At 72.5% G+C, this 16,990-nt stretch carries 16 protein-coding genes and 1 tRNA gene; 7 read left to right on the top strand and 10 right to left on the bottom strand.

All coding sequences use genetic code 11. The annotated features are described in order from the left end of the window. Positions 1–206: 206 nt before the first annotated feature. On the top strand, positions 207–2,030 hold the full coding sequence (gene typA, locus D3272_RS06815) for a translational GTPase TypA (RefSeq protein ID WP_129218386.1): 1,824 nt from the start codon (positions 207–209) through the stop codon (positions 2,028–2,030). An 81-nt stretch (positions 2,031–2,111) separates the two neighbouring features. Here typA and D3272_RS06810 read toward each other — a convergent pair whose 3' ends face one another. Then, positions 2,112–2,402, bottom strand: a complete 291-nt coding sequence (locus tag D3272_RS06810; RefSeq protein WP_129218385.1) for a hypothetical protein — start codon at positions 2,400–2,402, stop codon at positions 2,112–2,114. 152 nt (positions 2,403–2,554) lie between these two features. Here D3272_RS06810 and D3272_RS06805 point away from each other — a divergent pair, with 152 nt between their 5' ends. The 4 genes from D3272_RS06805 to D3272_RS06790 all read left to right on the top strand — a co-directional run bounded on the left by D3272_RS06805 (position 2,555) and on the right by D3272_RS06790 (position 7,527). Beyond that, positions 2,555–3,814, top strand: a complete 1,260-nt coding sequence (locus tag D3272_RS06805; protein WP_129218384.1) for an amidohydrolase family protein — start codon at positions 2,555–2,557, stop codon at positions 3,812–3,814. Between the two features lie 156 nt (positions 3,815–3,970). Then, positions 3,971–4,348 (top strand): hypothetical protein, encoded by a 378-nt coding sequence (locus tag D3272_RS06800; protein ID WP_129218383.1) that lies wholly within the window; start codon positions 3,971–3,973, stop codon positions 4,346–4,348. Positions 4,349–4,513: 165 nt separating this feature from the next. Continuing rightward, complete coding sequence (locus D3272_RS06795; protein WP_129218382.1) at positions 4,514–5,749, top strand: argininosuccinate synthase; 1,236 nt, start codon at positions 4,514–4,516, stop codon at positions 5,747–5,749. Positions 5,750–5,838: 89 nt separating this feature from the next. After that, positions 5,839–7,527, top strand: a complete 1,689-nt coding sequence (locus D3272_RS06790) for an adenylate/guanylate cyclase domain-containing protein (protein ID WP_129218381.1) — start codon at positions 5,839–5,841, stop codon at positions 7,525–7,527. A gap of 2 nt (positions 7,528–7,529) precedes the next feature. Here the strand turns inward: D3272_RS06790 and D3272_RS06785 are convergent, their stop codons facing one another. Beyond that, on the bottom strand, positions 7,530–11,423 hold the full coding sequence (locus D3272_RS06785) for an AsmA family protein (protein ID WP_165361255.1): 3,894 nt from the start codon (positions 11,421–11,423) through the stop codon (positions 7,530–7,532). A 204-nt stretch (positions 11,424–11,627) separates the two neighbouring features. On the opposite strand from D3272_RS06785, the gene D3272_RS06780 reads away from it, so the two are divergent. Then, positions 11,628–11,703 (top strand) — tRNA-Glu (locus D3272_RS06780). Between the two features lie 292 nt (positions 11,704–11,995). On the opposite strand, the gene D3272_RS06775 is transcribed toward D3272_RS06780, so the two are convergent. The 6 genes from D3272_RS06775 to D3272_RS06755 form a co-directional block, all read right to left on the bottom strand. Next, entirely contained in the window at positions 11,996–12,217 is a 222-nt protein-coding gene (locus D3272_RS06775) for a hypothetical protein (RefSeq protein ID WP_165361254.1), read from the bottom strand. Between the two features lie 274 nt (positions 12,218–12,491). Continuing rightward, positions 12,492–13,037, bottom strand: a complete 546-nt coding sequence (locus tag D3272_RS06770) for a DUF1003 domain-containing protein (protein ID WP_129218378.1) — start codon at positions 13,035–13,037, stop codon at positions 12,492–12,494. A 121-nt stretch (positions 13,038–13,158) separates the two neighbouring features. Further along, positions 13,159–13,890, bottom strand: a complete 732-nt coding sequence (locus D3272_RS06765; RefSeq protein WP_129218377.1) for an SDR family oxidoreductase — start codon at positions 13,888–13,890, stop codon at positions 13,159–13,161. Between the two features lie 400 nt (positions 13,891–14,290). Further along, entirely contained in the window at positions 14,291–14,665 is a 375-nt protein-coding gene (locus tag D3272_RS06760; RefSeq protein WP_129218376.1) for a hypothetical protein, read from the bottom strand. An 88-nt stretch (positions 14,666–14,753) separates the two neighbouring features. Beyond that, positions 14,754–14,927: a hypothetical protein gene (locus tag D3272_RS27205; protein WP_165361253.1), complete on the bottom strand. Its 174-nt coding sequence runs from the start codon at positions 14,925–14,927 to the stop codon at positions 14,754–14,756. 67 nt (positions 14,928–14,994) lie between these two features. After that, positions 14,995–15,498, bottom strand: coding sequence for a hypothetical protein (locus D3272_RS06755; RefSeq protein ID WP_129218375.1), 504 nt, complete (start codon positions 15,496–15,498; stop codon positions 14,995–14,997). A 221-nt stretch (positions 15,499–15,719) separates the two neighbouring features. Between D3272_RS06755 and D3272_RS06750 the strand changes: the two genes are divergently transcribed. Next, positions 15,720–15,974, top strand: coding sequence for a hypothetical protein (locus D3272_RS06750; protein WP_129218374.1), 255 nt, complete (start codon positions 15,720–15,722; stop codon positions 15,972–15,974). Positions 15,975–16,045: 71 nt separating this feature from the next. Here D3272_RS06750 and D3272_RS06745 read toward each other — a convergent pair whose 3' ends face one another. Further along, entirely contained in the window at positions 16,046–16,228 is a 183-nt protein-coding gene (locus D3272_RS06745) for a hypothetical protein (RefSeq protein WP_129218373.1), read from the bottom strand. Continuing rightward, positions 16,225–16,776 carry a D-alanyl-D-alanine dipeptidase gene (ddpX, locus tag D3272_RS06740; RefSeq protein WP_129218372.1) on the bottom strand — a complete coding sequence of 184 codons (552 nt, stop codon included), beginning with the start codon at positions 16,774–16,776 and terminating at the stop codon, positions 16,225–16,227. Before ddpX ends, D3272_RS06745 begins: the two co-directional genes overlap by 4 nt. Between the last annotated feature and the right edge of the window lie 214 nt (positions 16,777–16,990).

Genomic DNA, 16,990 nt, shown 5'->3' with positions numbered 1-16,990 from the left:
CCGCGACGGCGCGCCAGCGCGTGTTCCGGCTCCGGCCGGTCCGCGCGAAGCTCAAGATGACGGACCCCTGACCGGGTCCTTCCGACGCTTTCGCCCTCCGAGATCAGCCCCTCCCCGCCGCGTGGAGGGCTGGTCCTTCCCGTGTTCGGCTCGGCCGGTCCCTCATCGGGGCGGATCGACCGGACGGACAACGCCCGACGAGACCCATGAAGCTCCGCAACATCGCCATCATCGCCCACGTCGACCACGGCAAGACCACGCTCGTCGACAAGCTGCTCCAGCAGGCCGGCTCCTTCCGCGAGAACCAGCGCGTCGCCGAACGCGTGATGGACTCCAACGACCTCGAAAAGGAGCGTGGCATCACGATCCTGGCCAAGGTGACGTCGGTCGTGTGGGAGGACACCCGCGTCAACATCGTCGACACCCCCGGCCACGCCGACTTCGGCGGCGAGGTCGAGCGTATCCTGTCGATGGTGGACGGCGTGATCGTGCTGGTCGACGCGGCGGAAGGGCCGATGCCGCAGACCAAGTTCGTGGTCGGCAAGGCGCTGAAGCTCGGATTGCGCCCCATCGTGGCGATCAACAAGGTCGACCGGCCGGACGCCCGCATCACGGAAGTGGTGAACGAGGTGTTCGACCTCTTCGCGGCGCTCGACGCCAACGACGACCAGCTCGACTTCCCGATCCTCTACGGGTCGGGCCGCAACGGCTGGATGGCGGATGCGCCGGACGGCGCGCAGGACGGCATGGCTCCCCTCTTCGAACTCGTGCTGAAGCACGTTCCCGAGCCGAAGGTCGAGGAGGGCGAGTTCCGCATGCTCGGCACGTTGCTGGAGGCCAATCCCTACCTCGGCCGCCTCATCACGGGCCGGGTGCAGTCGGGCTCCATCAAGCCGAACCAGAACGTTAAGGTCCTGGACAACGACGGCAAGGTCGTCGAGACCGGCCGCGTCTCGAAGATCCTGGCGTTCCGGGGCATCGAGCGTGCCCCGATCGAGGTGGCCGAGGCCGGCGACATCGTCGCCATCGCGGGCCTGACCAAGTTCAACGTCGCCGACACGCTCTGCGTGCCGGAGGTGACGGAGCCCCTCCACGCGCAGCCGATCGACCCGCCGACGCTGTCGATGACCTTCCTGGTCAACGATTCGCCGCTCGCCGGCACCGAGGGCGACAAGGTCACGAGCCGCGTCATCCGTGACCGGCTCTACAAGGAGGCCGAGGGCAACGTGGCGCTGCGCGTCTCGGACTCGCCCTCCGCCGACAGCTACGTCGTCGAGGGCCGCGGCGAGCTGCAACTCGCCATCCTGATCGAGACGATGCGCCGCGAAGGCTTCGAACTCGGCATCTCGCGCCCCCGCGTGGTGTACCGCCAGGACGAGGAGTCCGGCGAGCGGCTGGAGCCGATCGAGGAAGTGGTCGTCGACGTCGACGAGGAGCATTCGGGCGTCGTCATCCAGAAGATGTCGGAGCGCAAGGCCGACATGCTGGAGATGAAGCCGTCCGGCGGCAACCGCCTCCGCCTCGTCTTCCACGCCCCCACCCGCGGCCTCATCGGCTACCAGGGCGAGCTGATGACGGATACCAAGGGCACTGCCATCATGAACCGGCTATTCCATGCCTATTCGCCGTGGAAGGGCGAGCTGGCGGGGCGTCGCAACGGCGTGCTCCTGTCCAACGACGCGGGCGAGGCCGTGGCCTATGCCATGTGGAACCTCGAGGACCGCGGCCCGATGATGATCGAGCCCGGCTGGAAGGTTTACCAGGGCATGATCATCGGCCAGCACACCCGCGAGAACGACCTCGAGGTGAACGTGCTCCGGGGCAAGAAGCTGACCAACATCCGCGCCGCCGGCAAGGACGAGGCCGTGCGCCTGACGCCCCCGATCCGCATGACGCTGGAAAAGGCCCTGGCCTACATCGAGAACGACGAGCTCGTCGAGGTGACGCCGAAGTCGATCCGGCTGCGCAAGACCAAGCTCGACCCGAACGAGCGCAAGCGCGCCGAGCGCGCCAAGGAACTGGTGGACTGAGCCAGCATCGACGGAGGATCCGTCGGGCGGCGATCGGGAGCGGGCGGCCTTCGGGCCGCCCGCCTGCGTTTTCGGACCTCCTCAGCCGGCGCTCACGCCTCGGTCGGATCGGCCCTGGCCGAGCTGCATCGTCAGCTCTCCCTGCAGCTTCAGCGCCTGTTTGACCCGCGCCGCGACGGCGGCGATGTCGCGGTCGAGGCCTTCGAGGCGCGTGCGTGCCTCCTCGGACCCCCTGGCCCGCAGCGCGTCGCGCGCTTCCCACAGGCGGGACAGGAGGGACTCGGCGTTGCGCTGCTCGGCGCGCTGCGCGTCGATGACGGCGACCAGCGATTCCGCGTCGCGTGCGGCCCTGTCGGCGGTTCTCGGCTGCATCGGCTCTCCTCTCGTCGGTGACCCGTCTCCGGCTCGGACCGAGACAACGCCCCGAACGTGGTCTCGATGCGGCGACCCGACATCGCGGTGTGTCGCAACCGCTCGGGCCGCGGGCGGGTTGGCGCGGCACCGCCCTCGCTCCCGGACCTCCCATGACCATCGACACCGTGATCCGCCGCGCCGACCTCGGCGACGGTCGCGGCCCCTGCGATATCGGCATCGCGGGCGGCCGCATCGTCGCCATCGCGCCGACGCTCGCCTGCGAGGCGGCCGAGGTCGACCTCGGCGGCAGGCTCGTCCTGCCCGGCCTCGTCGACACCCACATCCACCTCGACAAGGCCTGCCTCGACGACCGCTGCCCCTGTGGCGGATCCTTGAAGGACGCCGTGAAGAGCGTGTCGGAGGCCAAGCGGCATTTCACCGAGGCGGACGTCTACGCGCGGGCCGCCCGCACCCTCGAGATGGCGATCGCCCACGGCACCAACCGCATGCGGACCCATGTGGAGGTCGACCCGCGCGTCGGGCTGACGAGCCTGCGCGCCCTGCACCGGCTCAAGCGCGACTTCGCCTGGGCCATCGACCTCCAGCTCTGCGTCTTCCCGCAGGAAGGCCTGCTCGACGACCCGGGCTGCGACGCCGTGCTGGTCGAGGCGCTGGACCTCGGCGCCGACGTCATCGGCGGCGCCCCCTACATCGACGCCGACAGCCACGGCCAGATCGACAGGATCTTCGACCTCGCCACGGCGCGAAACCTCGACGTCGACCTCCACCTCGACTTCTCGCTCGATGCGGCGGCGCTCGACGTTGACGAGGTGTGCCGCCAGGCTGACCGGCGCGGCTGGGGTGGGCGCACCGCCATCGGCCACGTCACCAAGCTCTCCGCCCTGCCCCCTGACCGGCTCGACGCCTATGGGCGGCGGCTCGCCGGTGCCGGCGTCGCCGTGACGGTGCTGCCGGCGACGGACCTGTTCCTGATGGGCCGGGACGCCGACCACCTCGTGCCGCGCGGCGTCGCGCCGGCGCACCGGCTCGCCGCGGCGGGCGTCACCTGCTCGGTCGCCACCAACAACGTCCGCAACCCGTTCACGCCCTACGGGGACGGCTCGCTGGTCCGCATGGCCAACCTCTTCGCCAATGTCGCGCAACGGGCCGGCGACGACGACCTCGCCGCCTGCCTCGACCTCGTGACGGGTTCGGCCGCCCGCCTGATGGGCCTCTCCGACTATGCCGTCGCAGTCGGCGGCCCCGCCACCTTTGTGGCCTTCGACGCGACGAGCCGCGCCGACATCGTGGCGGGGATCGTGGCCCCTGAGATCGGCTTCAAGGATGGGCGCCAGACGTTCCTGCGACCGCCGGTCCGGCTGTTCCGTCCGGAGCCGGGCGGGATGCAACGAGTCGGATTCGGGACATAAGTTCCACTTCGGCTTGCGCTGCGACCCGTGGGCGCGAACCTACGATCGTCCCGGATCCGCGCGGAACCGCTGTCCCGGCTCTCGGCTTGAGGCGGGGACGGGAAGGAACTCCGACACGGAGCCTGCCCGCCGGTTTCGAGACGAAGGGTGACGATCATGGCGACCAAGAACGCGAGCGGCCACCAGGGCGAGGTCAAGGATCCGGAACACGACGGCCGGCTGAAGGGCCACAAGGGCGGCGAGGCCGCCAAGGCCCACGCCGAAGGCTCCCACAAGGACGAGGCCGACCACGCCGGCGCCAAGAAGGCAGGCGGCAAGAGCCATGCGAGCGAGGGCGAGCACGCCGCCAAGGCCGATCACACCAAGGCCGATCACGCCAAGGCCGATCACTCCAAGAGCCATGAGCCCGCCAAGCCGGCCGAAGCCCGGGCGACGGACGGGGACGCCGACCTGAAGGCGCGGGAATACACGGACGCTCAGGGCAACGTTCACCACCATACCAAGGCTTATATGGAAGGCCACAAGGGCGGCTGAGCGAAACCTGCCGGCAGAGATCGAGGGGAAGAAGGCCGGCCCGGAAGGGCCGCCTTCTCGCCATGGAGGCAGCTCCGCGCCTTGCGCGGCCGTCCCCGCCGCGCTAGTCCCGGCCCGTTCCTTGCGAGGGTGCCCGACCCTCCCCAACAGGCCGAAACCTCCTCCATGTCCCAGCCCCCGAAGAAGATCAGCCGCGTCGTCCTGGCCTATTCCGGGGGGCTCGACACCTCCATCATCCTGAAGTGGTTGCAGACCACCTACGGCTGCGAGGTCGTGACCTTCACGGCCGATCTCGGTCAGGGCGAGGAGCTCGAGCCGGCGCGCCAGAAGGCCCTGCTGCTCGGCATCAAGCCAGAGAACATCTACATCGAGGACCTGCGCGACGAATTCGTGCGCGACTACGTGTTCCCCATGTTCCGGGCCAACGCGCAGTACGAGGGGCTCTACCTCCTCGGCACCTCCATCGCGCGGCCGCTGATCGCCAAGAAGCAGATCGAGATCGCCAGGGCGGTGGGCGCCGATGCCGTCTGCCACGGCGCCACCGGCAAGGGCAACGACCAGGTGCGCTTCGAGCTGAGCTACTACGCGCTCGAGCCCGACATCCAGGTCATCGCGCCCTGGCGCGAGTGGAACCTGACGTCGCGGACCGCGCTGCTCGAGTTCGCCGAGCAGAACCAGATCCCCATCGCCAAGGACAAGCGCGGCGAGGCGCCCTTCTCGGTCGACGCCAACCTCCTGCACGTCTCCTCCGAGGGCAAAGTCTTGGAGGACCCGGCCGAGGAGGTGCCCGACTACGTCTTCTCCCGCACCGTCTCGCCCGAACAGGCGCCCGACCGGGCGACGATCATCGAGGTCGGCTTCGAGCGCGGCGACGCCGTGTCGATCGACGGCGAGGCGCTGGGACCGGCAGCGCTGCTGACCAGGCTCAACGAACTCGGCCGCGTCAACGGCATCGGCCGGCTCGACCTCGTCGAGAACCGCTTCGTCGGCATGAAGTCGCGCGGCATGTACGAGACGCCCGGCGGCACCATCCTGTATTTCGCGCATCGCGGCATCGAGCAGCTGACGCTCGACCGCGGCGCCGCCCACCTCAAGGACGAGCTGATGCCGCGCTACGCGGAGCTCATCTACAACGGCTTCTGGTTCTCGCCGGAGCGCGAGCTGCTGCAGGGCCTCATCGACCGGAGCCAGGAGTTTGTGACCGGCACGGTGCGGGTCAAGCTCTACAAGGGCTCGGCCTCGGTGGTGGGCCGCGCCAGCCCCTACTCGCTCTACGACCAGGACCTCGTCACCTTCGAGGAGGGCGCCGTCGCCTACGACCACCGCGACGCGGCGGGCTTCATCAAGCTCAACGCCCTGCGGCTGCGCACGCTGGCCAAGCGCAACCGCCGCGGAGCCTGACCCGGGCGCGGCGCCCCGGCCGCATCGGCAGGGGGCGCCGCCCATGCTAGACGGCCCGGGCCGGGCTGTCCGGCCCGGATCGGGAAGCCATGCCTGTCGCCCTGCCCGCCTGGCCCGACGCGCTCCGGTCGCGCGGCCTCCGCATCTGGTCCGGCACGGTCCTGGGCCTCTACCTCGTCACGCATCTCGCCAACGTGGCGCTGGGTCTGGCCTCGGTGGCCGCCATGGACGCCGCCGCGCCGGTTCTGGCGGCGCCCTGGCGCAGCCCGCCAGGCACGGCACTGCTCGGCGGCGCGCTGCTGATCCACTTCGGCCTGGCGCTGCGGGCGCTGTATCGGCGCCGCACCCTGCGCATGGGTGCCCGCGAAGCCTGGCAGGTCGTGCTGGGCCTGGCCCTGCCCTTCCTGATCGTGCCGCATGTCGCCGCGACCCGGATCGAGCCGGCCCTCACCGGCCTCGCCATGACCTTCGCCGAACAGATGCGGACGCTGTGGCTTCTCAGCCCCGCCTCCGGCGGCCGGCAGGGCGTGGCGATGCTGGTCGCCTGGGGGCACGGCTGCTTCGGTTTCTGGTTCGCCCTCCGAGGGCGGCCCTGGTTCCCGCGATGGACCTGGGCGCTCTACGCCGGCGCCCTCCTGGTGCCGGTGCTGGCCCTGCTGGGCTTCGCCGAGGCGGCGCGCGAGATCGCGACGCTGCCGGCCCCCGCCGTCCCGCTCCCGCCACCCGTCCGCCGGGCCCCGTCGCCCGACACGGTCCGGCTGTGGCTGTACCTCGTCTTCGCGGCACCGCTGGCCGCCGTCCTGGCGGCGCGGGGCCTGCGCTACTGGCTCGGGCGCCACCGCCGCATCCGCGTGTCCTATCCGGAAGGGCGGAGCGTGTCGGTGCCGCGGGGCTCCTCGGTGCTCGAAGCGAGCCGCATGGGGCAGGTCCCCCACGTGTCGCTGTGCGGCGGCCGGGGCCGCTGCTCCACCTGCCGGGTACGGGTGACGGACGGGGCCGCCATGCTGCCCCCGGCCTCGGTCCAGGAGCGCCACACGCTCGCGCGGTCCGGCGCCGGCACCGGCATCAGGCTCGCCTGCCAGCTCCGGCCGACGCACGACCTTGCCGTGATGCCGCTCTTCGCCGCCGCCCGTCCCCGGGGCGGGGTCGTGCCGACGCGCCAGGTCGGGGCGGCCAGCCACGAGCGCGAACTCGCCGTGCTGTTCTGCGACCTGCGCGGTTTCACGCGGCGGGCCGAAGATTGGCTGCCCTTTGACACCGTGTTCCTGCTCAACCGCTATTTCGAGGTGGTCGGCGAGGCGGTCGAATCCGCCGGTGGCTACCTCGACAAGTTCATCGGCGACGGCGCCCTGGCGCTGTTCGGCCTCGGCAGCGGCGCCGAGGTCGCCTGCCGGCAGGCGCTCGCCGCCGCGGCGGGCGTGTCGCGGGGGCTGCACGCCCTGAATGCCGACCTCGCAGCCGACCTCGGCGGCCCGTTGCGGATCGCCATGGGCATCCACGTCGGCCCGGCGGTGGTGGGCGACATGGGCTACGGCGCCGCCGTGGGCCTCACCGCGGTGGGCGACGGCATCAACGTGGCGAGCCGCCTCGAAGGGGAAGCCAAGGACCGGGACGTCGAGGCCGTGGTGTCGACGGCGGTGCTGGAGCGGGCCGGCCTGCCGATCCCGGCCGGCGAGGCCCACGCCATCGCGGTGCGCGGGCGTTCGGCGCCGGTCGAAGCCGTCATGGTCCAGGACGCCGCGACGCTGGCGGCCGGGGCGGGGCCGGTCCCGGCCTGACGTCAGGGTCCCGAAGCGGGCGGGATCGCGATGGCGCGCGAGGAAGCGCCGTCACCCTGGATGATGCTCGGGGGCGGGGGCGCGGCATCCCGCTGCCGCTCGACCGCGGCCCGGGCGGCGGCCTCGACCTCGGCCCGGACCCGGAGTTCGTCGGCCTTGGCCCGGTCGGCCTCGGCGCGGCGGGCCTGGGCCTCAGCCCGCGCCTGATCGGCGCGGGCCTGCGCCTCCGCCTTCACGCGTTCCGCCCGCGCCTGCGCCTCCGCCCGCGCCTGGTCGGCACGGGCTTGCGCCTCCTGCGCGGCGCGCTGGCGGGCGCTTTCCTGGTCGGCCTGGATGGCTTTCAGCTGACGGTTGAAGGCGGCGCGCTCGCGGATGTCCTGCTCCATCACGTCGATGCGCTCCTGCGCCCGCGCGATCGCCTGACCCTGGATGGCGCCGAGCAGGCCGGCGGCGTCGATCTCCCGCCGCGACGGCCCCACGAGCGGCCCGGCCCGCGTCACCACGACCTCGCCGGCGTCGCCGCCCGATGCGCTCCCCCGGCTGCGCAATGCCGCGCGGCTCGTCAGCGACAGCGTGCCGAGGTCCAGCGCGACGGACGTCTCCGCCGACCAGGTCGGCGGCTCGGTCCCGGCCGCGCTCGAAGGCGGGGCGGTCGCGGAGGTCCGGATCGGCCCCAGCCGCAGGACGCCGCCGGCGAGGGTGGCGGCGACCCTGGCGTCGCCGATGGGGAGCGGCCCGCGATCGAGGCGTTCGCCGAGGTCCCGGCGCAGCGTGTCGGCATCGGTGGCGGTGGCATCGGTGCTCCCGGCCGCGCGCTCGGCGGCGGCATCCCGGGCCGCGACCGCGGCCGCCGTCGCGGCCGGCGCGGTGGGGTCGGTGCGGGCCAGCATCACGCCGGCGAGGTCCAGCGTGCCGGTCCCCGACAGGCCCGCCACCAGCGCCGCCGGGCTCGTGCCCGTCGCCGCCACGTCCTGTCGTCCCCCGAAGCGGCCCGAAACGTCGCCGGCCGCGAAGCCGACGCCCGCCCAGGAGACCTGCCCGGAGAGTGTGGCGCCGGCGGGGTCGCGGCGGAGCGCCAAGGCCCCGCCGAAGCTGCCGCCGCCGATCTTGCCCGCCATCCCGGTGAGCGACACGGCATGGGCGCGCGTCGCCAGATCCAAGGACACCTGACGGGCGTCGAGCGATGCCGTGAGCGGCAAGGTCGCGATGGTCAGCGCCACGGCACTGTCGGGCAGCGATCCCGGGGCGCCGAAGGACGCGGACGACCAGGCAACGCCCGGCGCCGGGGCTGCCGCAGGGCCGAACGCCAGCGCGAACAGCGCCGAAGCCGGGAGCCGGTCCAGCGCCAGCGTGCCGCGGAGCTGCGGCGCGGACTCGCCGCCGGGCCCGCGGGCCGCCGACCGGAGATCGACGCGCAGGTCACCCGAGGCGCTGGTGTCGGCGACATGGAGGTGGAGGTCGCGGGCGCCGATGGCGTAGACGTCCCAGGACACGTCGCCGGCGGCCTCGGCGGGCAGCGCCCGGTCGGCCGTCGCGCCGAAACCGCCCAGGACGGGACGCAGGTCGGGCGAGGCGAGGGTGGCGTGGCCGTCGCCTCCGGACACGGTGGCTCGACCCGAGAACCCCAGCCTCGCCGCCCCGAGCGCGCCGTCGAGCGAGACGGCGACGCCGTCCGCGACGGAACCATGCCCGCGCCCGTCGAGCCGGGCTGGACCGAGGCCAGTGGCGGTGACGGGAAGGCCGAGCTGGCGCAGCAGGTCGGCGCCGTCGGGCGCCTCGGCCCGCAGCGTGACGCCGAAGCCCCGGCCCGGAGTGGCGGCCCGATCGGCCGCGGTCCCGGCGGCGCCGGGCGTCAGGCCGGCCTCGATCCGCGTCCCGCCCGCCGTGGCGGTGAGGGCGAGCCGGGTCGGCGCCAGCGCATCCCCGGCGCCCCGGGCTTCGAACCGCAGCGTCGCGTCCAGCGGCGAAAGCAGTCCGGCGCGGGCGCGGAGGGCGGCGGCGACGGCGGGCGGCAGGAGATCCCCGAAGGCGCGGGCGAGCGGGCCGACATGCGGGGCCGAGACCGATAGGTCGGCCTCCGCCGCCGAAGGGGAGCGGCTCCCCCGCGCCGTCACGCTGCCGCCGTCGAGGTCGGCCGCCAACCGCTCCAGCCGCAGGTCGGTCCCGGTACGGGTGAGCTTGACCACGAGGTTCCCGGCCGCGATCGGGCCGAGGCGCCCGGCGGCGAGGTCGAGAGCGGGGTCCGCCACCGTGACGGCCCGCGCCGCCAGCGCGAGATCGAGGTCCAGGCCCTGCGCGGCGGCCGAAATCCCCGACAGGTCGGGCAGGCGATCGAGAGCCAGGGCATCGGAGGTGAGGTCGGCGAAGAGGCGCCCGCGTTCGCCCCCGACGGCGCGGGTCAGCGACAGCGTGCCGGCGAAGGCCGAGCCGTCCAGCGTGAGGGACAGCGCCCGCAGGACCACACCGGTCCCGGACGCCTCGGCGTCGCCGCTCAGCGCGACGCTGCGGCCCGGCAGGCCGGCCAGCGCGGCCGCGAAGTCAGGGCCGAGGGGCGCCAGCCAGGCCACCGTCCGGCGCAGATCGGTCGAGCGGATGTCGGCGCGTCCGCGGAACACCGGGTCGGCCAGGGCCGGCGCCGCGCCGAAGGGTCCCGAGACGGGCCGGGCCGGCCCCGGGGCGACGCGGCCGTCGAGGGCGAGTCTGGCGCCCTGGGGACCGCCCACGCCGAAGGCGAGGGCCGCGTCAGGTTCTGGCCCGAGCCCCAGCCGCAGGCTCGGGCCCACCAAGGTCTGGCCCGACAGGGTCGCGGTGTCGAACCGGGCCGCGACGGCGAGGCGGACCGGCAGCATGGTGCCGGCGCCGTCCCCGGCCGCCCGGGCCAGCAGGCGGAGCAGGTCGCCGCCCTTCGGGGGCGCGATGCTGCCGTCGTCCGGCGCGACGGCCAGCCTGTCGAGGTCCAGGGCGGCCCCGTGCAGGTCCAGGGCGGCCGACGGCCGGTCGGCTCCGGCAGCATAGGCGGCGCTGGCGTCGCCGCCCGCGATGAGCGCGCGCTGGTCGGTGCCGGCCCGCAGTTCGAGGTCGGTGGCCGAGGCGGCATCCCGGCCGGCGACCAGGCGGCCCGTCATGCTCCAGGGCACGGCGGCGGGCGTGCCGTCGAGCGGCAGCGATCCCGTCAAGGTGGCGGTGCCGGCGAAACCGGGGCCGACCGCCCCCGGCTGGCTCCCCGCCGGCGCCCGGGCCTCCACCGTCCCGTCGAGGTCCAGGGCGGGGCGGGGCGCCGCGGCATCGACATGCAGCTTCATGCGGAAGCGGCCCCCGTCCAGAACCCCGGTGGCGAGGCGGAACGGCACCGCCCCGACCCTGCCCGACGCCTTGAACGGCCCGCGCAGGCTGGTCGCCTCGCCGTCGAGCGCGACGTCGCGCAACACGATCCGCCGGCCGTCGGCCAGGGCCACGGCGAGCGTCCCCTCCCGGATCCCCATGTGATCCACGGCGACGCGGTCGGCGCCCCGGCCGGACGGCAGGGCGACGTCGACCGTGCCGTCCGGCGCCTGCGCGAGCTCCAGCCGGGGACGCACCAGGGTCGTATCGACGACCTGAACCTGACCGCGCAGGAGCGCCGTGAACGACACTTCGGCCTGCAGTTCCCCGACCCTGAGACGCGGCCGGCCCGCCTTGCCGTCGCCGATGGCGACGTCGCCGAAGGCCAGCCGGGGCGTGGGCAGGATCTTGAGATCGATGGAGCCGGCGACCGTGACGGGGACGCCGGCGGCTTCCGACAGGCGATGCTCGACCAGCGCCCGATGGGCGTCCCAGTCGATGAGATAGGGCCCGACCAGGGCTGCGGTCAGCACGCCGATCAGCAGGATCGCGAGGACGGTCAGGCTGTCGCGCAAGGCGGTGACGGCGATCGCGGTTCGAGGACGGCCGGGCTGAAGCGCCGACCCTTGGGCAAACGGACCCTGGCGGCAAACTATCCTGAAATCGCCATCGAGCAAACACCCGATCCCCATCGCCCTCCGGGCCGGCTTTAGCGCTTGCACGACCCTCCCGGACTGGCTATAGACCCGTCATCGGCGACGCATCGCGTCGCCCGGTCCGCGCCCTTCGTCTAGCGGTCTAGGACGTCGCCCTCTCACGGCGAAAACAGGGGTTCGATTCCCCTAGGGCGCGCCAAACTTCTCCCTTCCCATTGTTATCGTCGCGTCCGCTCTCCTGTTGGGCCCTGTCCGCTCGCCGTCATGGCGGCTCGGGTGGGTCGACCCGGGGGACGAGCGAGGCACGGGTGCGCCCGCGCCTAGGCTGGGACGGCTTTCGGAGCACGATGGCGGCAAACGCCAGCGCCCCGTCCGACCCGTCCTCCTTCGGCTCAGGATCCATCCACAGAGCGAATCCGTGCCCGAACGCCCCCTGGGGACCTCGGAGATCCCCTCGGTTGCGGGGACCAAGGGCATCCATGCACGAGGCCTCAGTCCGAGGCACCCAAGAGGCGGCGCTCGATGTCGATGGCCACACGCTCCAGGGCGTAGCGCGCCACGTCGGCGCTGTGGGCCTCGCGCGCCGACAGGGCGGCCAGGCTGGCCTCGATGGCTGCCCGCATGTGGCTGTCTTCCGGCAATCCCGCCTCGCGTTCGATTCTCTTGAGCAACGCGATGGCCGCAGTCGCGTCGAAGGGCTCGGAAGCCGTCAAGGCTCTCGCGAAAACGAGGTAGATGCTGAGCTTCGCGCTTCCCGCCACATGCCGCCTTTTCGCTAACCGTGCGCATGGTCTCGCAGGTTTGGCGGCGACGGCCTTATCGCAAGTTGCCTTTACCGGTCAAAATAATTAAGGCACCGATCCCGAATTGCAAAAACGCCGCTTCACCGGTGTTCCGCGACCGGCCTGTCGGCGGGTCGCGCGTCGCCTCGTCGCCGGCGGGGCTGTTTCGGCTGCCCCGATTCGGCGGGAGCCGGTCCGGCGCCGCTCAGTCGGCGGCCTGCCGCTCCCCGTCGAGTTCGTCCAGCACGGCCTCGGGCGCCACGTCCTTCTTGATCTCCTGGACATCAGCGGCCTCGCCGACCTGCACGTCGAGGCGAGCCGCGATGGCCAGCACGACGGCGGAAAGCTTCGTCAGTTCGTGCTCGGCCAGCAGGTTGATGTGGAGGTCGAGATCGGCCCTCTTGTCGGATGCCGCGGCCGTGCGGTTCTGACTGATGAGGACGAAGGTCGACAGGAAGATGGCCTCCACGGAAGCTTCCATGGCGAGGATCACGAAGGACGGATCGAACTTCGGCAGGCCGGGGACCACGCCGGCGTTGACGAGGATCCAGATGCTGTAGAACGCCAGATGCAGGTAGACGAAGGTCATGGAGCCGGTGAAGGCCGTGATGGCCTCGGCCAGGCGTTCCTGGCGGGTGGCATTCGCCTTGTCCTGCCGACGCCGCTCCCGGAGCGTCTCGATGTTGCGCTTCAACGAATCGGCGAGGTCTTCCGGCTGTGGCGGCGGTATCGTCGGCGTCGTGCTCGTCATCGCGTGATCTGCCCCGGTTTCAAGTGAAGCCCGTTCGAGCCGCCGCCGGCGGAGCGCGTCCCGAAGGTGTCGTCGCCCGCCGACTCACGGACGCGAGCCCGTCGACAGGCGCTGGAGCCCCTCAGGGGGCGACCTGCAGCACGGGACGCATGAGAATCTCCTCGACCAGCACGTTCGGCGGCTGGGCGAAGGAATAGACCAGCGCCTGGGCGACATCCTCGGAGTGCAGCGCGTCGAGCTGGTTGCGGCGCTTGTCGAGCGCTTCCGCGACGTTGTGGCCGAACTCGGTCCAGACGGCGCCGGGCTCGATCACGGTGACGCGGATGCGGTCCGGCCCGAGCTCCTTGCGGAGGGCGTCGTGGAAGCCCACCACGGCGAATTTGGTGGCGCTGTAGACAGACCAGTTCTCGACGCCGTAGCGCCCGCCGACGCTCGACACCGAACAGATCATGGCGCCCGGGCGACCCCGCATCAACGGGATGGCTGCCTGGGTGCAGTGGAGCACGCCATAAAGGTTGGCGTCGATCATCCGGCGCCAGTCGGCGGGATCGCTGGTCTCGAACCTGGCGTTCACGCCGAGGCCGGCGTTGTTGAACAGCAGGTCGACGCCGCCATGACGGGCCTTCACGGCCGCGAACAGCGTCGCGACCGAAGCCGCATCGGCGACATCGCAGGCGATGGCGGTCGCGGCCGCGCCGAGTTCCGCGGCCAGGGCGTCGAGCCGGTCGACCCGCCTGGCCGCCAGGACGACATGCACGCCCTCGGCGGCCAGCAGCCGGGCCGCGGCCGCGCCGATGCCGCTCGAAGCGCCGGTGACGACCGCGACCTTGCCGGTGAGATCCTGCATCTTCATGGTTGGTCTTTCTCGCCGCTGCCGGAATCCCGCTCACGATCGGCCCGGGCGATGTGGCCTTGAAGCGGGTCAGGTCCCGTCATGCTGTTCTAGGGCTTGGGCGCACCCAGCACACCCCCACGCGCCCGAGGACGACGCCGGCGGCGCAAGGATGCGGCGGGCAGGACTGCGGCGGGCAGGACTGCGGCGCCGGCCGTCACCGCCCCGCCGGCCGTCACCGCCCCGCCAACGCCTGGTCGACGAGAACAGTGTCGGACGGGCGGCGACAGCCTCGGCGCAATCGGTTGGACGGGACTGCTCTCGATGCCGAACGGGACCGGGTTCGAGCCCGTGACCCACCTTCCGCACCCGAGCCCCCATCCGGTCGGCCGGACGACGCGTCGCCCGGCCGCCGCGGGGATCAGGCGATGCCGGCGAGCGGGTTCGGCACCTGGTCGGCACAGAAGGCGGGAGTGGCGGAAAGCTGCGTCTCGTCGGCTTCCGCGGCATCGAGCGCATCGGCGAAGCCCGCCAGGGCGATGTTGAAGGCCGCGAAGCGCTCGCTCCGCTGCGCGGCATTGGCCGGCGTCGAGCGGCTGTAGAGGCCCGCGGCGTCCTGCAGCCGGCCGAAGGCCTCCTCGACCTTCCAGTCGGGCTCGATCAGGTCGAGCATGGACTTGCGCAGCGCTTCGGTCTTGACCCGCAGCCCCTTGACCCTCGCGGCATTGGCGTCCTCAGCGTCCGCCACGGCCTGATCGTAGAATCGGACCAGTTCGGTGGCGAAAGTCATCATCATGCGGGTGGTCTCCTGCTCCGGACGTGTGTCGGAGCAGCGTGTCTCGGCCCGGCATGGTTAAGGCGGCGTTGACGGCGGGCCGGCGCCATCACCCGTCCCGGCGGCGGCCCGACAGGGTCTCGACGATCAGGATGACGCCGGCGGCGAGGGCCAGCACCAGGACCAGCATGAGGGGGCGCTCGTGGAAATAGGTGACGAGGTGCCTCAAGGGACGGATGAAGAGGCTGAACGGGTGCGTGAAGAGGTCCGCGGGCGCCCACATGGCGGTGCTCAGCTCCGGGTTCGGCCGGCGTCGAGCCCGGCAGGCACGGCCGCGCTTCCGGCACGCGTCATGGGACGCCGTCGGTCTGCGGAACGCCCGGATCCCCGGCGTCTCCAGCCGCCATCTGGCGCTCGATCTCGGCCCGGACCTGGACCAGGGCGCGGTCGAGGATGGACGCCAACTGCGGCAGGTGCGCCATGCGGGCGCGCTCGACGAGGCCGGCGAGATCCTGCTCGACGCTGCGCCCCGCCATGCGGTCCGGCGTGGCGGGAACGAGGTCGACCAGGGGAAAGGCCGGCATGCCGGGACGGCTCAGCGTGCCGTGCCCGCGGAACACGGTACGGAAGACTTCGCGCGCCGCGTCGAGCCGCATCGTCACCGTGGCGGCGTCGGGTCCCGTCTCGCCGCAGTCGAGGACCTCCACGAAGCGGTTGTCGAAGCCCAGTGCAGGGATCTGCCGGGTTTCCGCGAGCAGGCGCACCGTGTCGGCATCGGCCAGCACGGGCTCGCGGGTCAGCGTGGAATAGGCGACGAAGCGGGGAGCCCCGGTGCCGCGGTCGGACATGGTCATGGCCTCACCTCATGCCTCCGGGCGCGCTCGGGGGTTGCCACCGCGCCCCTCGGCCTGCCGACACAGAAACCCGCCCAGCCTTTCGGAACCGTTCATCGGTGCCCGCCTCGCGACAGGGGGGCTTGCCGTCGGGGCCCCGACAGCCCCACATGGTTTCGGAACGGCGGCCACCGCCGCGGCGGAGACGCCGGCCGGGCCGGCGCGAGATAGGACAGGTCCTTATGCGGATTGCCGGAACCCTCAGCATCGTCGTCACGCTCGCCCTCGTCGGTCCGGCCCTGGCGGGGACCGAACACCTCAGCCCGGAGTTCCGGCAGCAGGCCATGCAGGCCTGCACGGGCGATGCCATGCGCCTGTGCCCGCAGACCCTGCTCGACGAAGAGAAGACGGCCGCCTGCATGAAGGTGTACCGCGCCCAGCTCAGCCCCGGCTGCCGCGCCGTCTACGACCAGGGCATCCGCGCGCAGCGCCAGTGACGGGCCGCCGTCCGTCGGAGGCGGCGGCGGGCCGGGTGCCGGGCGGAACGACGCTCCATTCCATGCCCCGGTCATTCGACCCGCTGCGGGCAGTTCACCGTCATCGTCCCGAGGAAGCTCCCGGCCGGGCATTCCCGCTCGAGCCGGGCGGCGTCGGCGGGGCTCGAGCGCGTCGCGGTGCGCGGTTGGGCAGCACAGCCGCCGAGGGCCAGTGCCAGGATGGCCGCGGCGACCAGCGAGAGCCGTCCCATCACATCGGTCCTCCCGGAACGTCGGCCGCCGACAGGGCCGGGTAGGCCTCGCGCCCGGGCAGGTGATAGTGCCACCATTCCGGCGGGTAGCATTCGAACCCGCAGGCCGTCATCAGGCCCAGCAACAGCGTCCGGTTGCGGATGGCCTCGGGCTCGAGGCCATCGAGGCGGCCGTGGTCCGACAGCGGCGTGAAGGCGTCGAACCCCGTGCCCATGGCGAGTTCCGCACCGGTGGCCGCATCGAGCAGCGTCAGGTCGACGGCGATGCCGCGCGGATGCGTCCCGCCGGTCCTCGGGTCGGCGACGAAACTCTTGTCCTCCGCCGCTTCCCAGAACGCCCACTGCGCTTCGAGGGGCCGGAAAGCGTCGAAGATCTTCAGGCGCAGGCCGAGCACGGCGGCGCGGCGGGCCGCGGCCAGCAGCGCCGCATGGGCCGCAGGTCGCAGCAGCGCCACGGCCTGCGTGTAGATGGGGCGGCCGAGGAGGTTGTCGGCCGTCGCGTAGCGCAGGTCGCGCACGATCCCGTCGGCGTCGGTGAGGGGCAACAGCATGCCGTGACCATGCCCGAGCCGCGCCCTCCTCTCAAGCCCGGCGCCGGCACCGCGCGGCCGGCGCAGAGGCGCGCGGGATTTCGCTCGCGCTCGGCGCCGTTATGTGGGATATTTTCCCACACGCACTGTCTCTTTCGGGGAACGCCGGTGCGTCCCGTCGCGAGCGCGGCGAGGCGGTGGGTGCGGGCCGGCGGCCGACGGTGTAGGGTCGCGC

The sequence above is a fragment of the Lichenibacterium ramalinae genome (assembly GCF_004137085.1).
In the GTDB taxonomy this organism is placed as follows: domain Bacteria; phylum Pseudomonadota; class Alphaproteobacteria; order Rhizobiales; family Beijerinckiaceae; genus Lichenihabitans; species Lichenihabitans ramalinae.
This window is presented reverse-complemented; position numbering and strand designations above follow the sequence as displayed.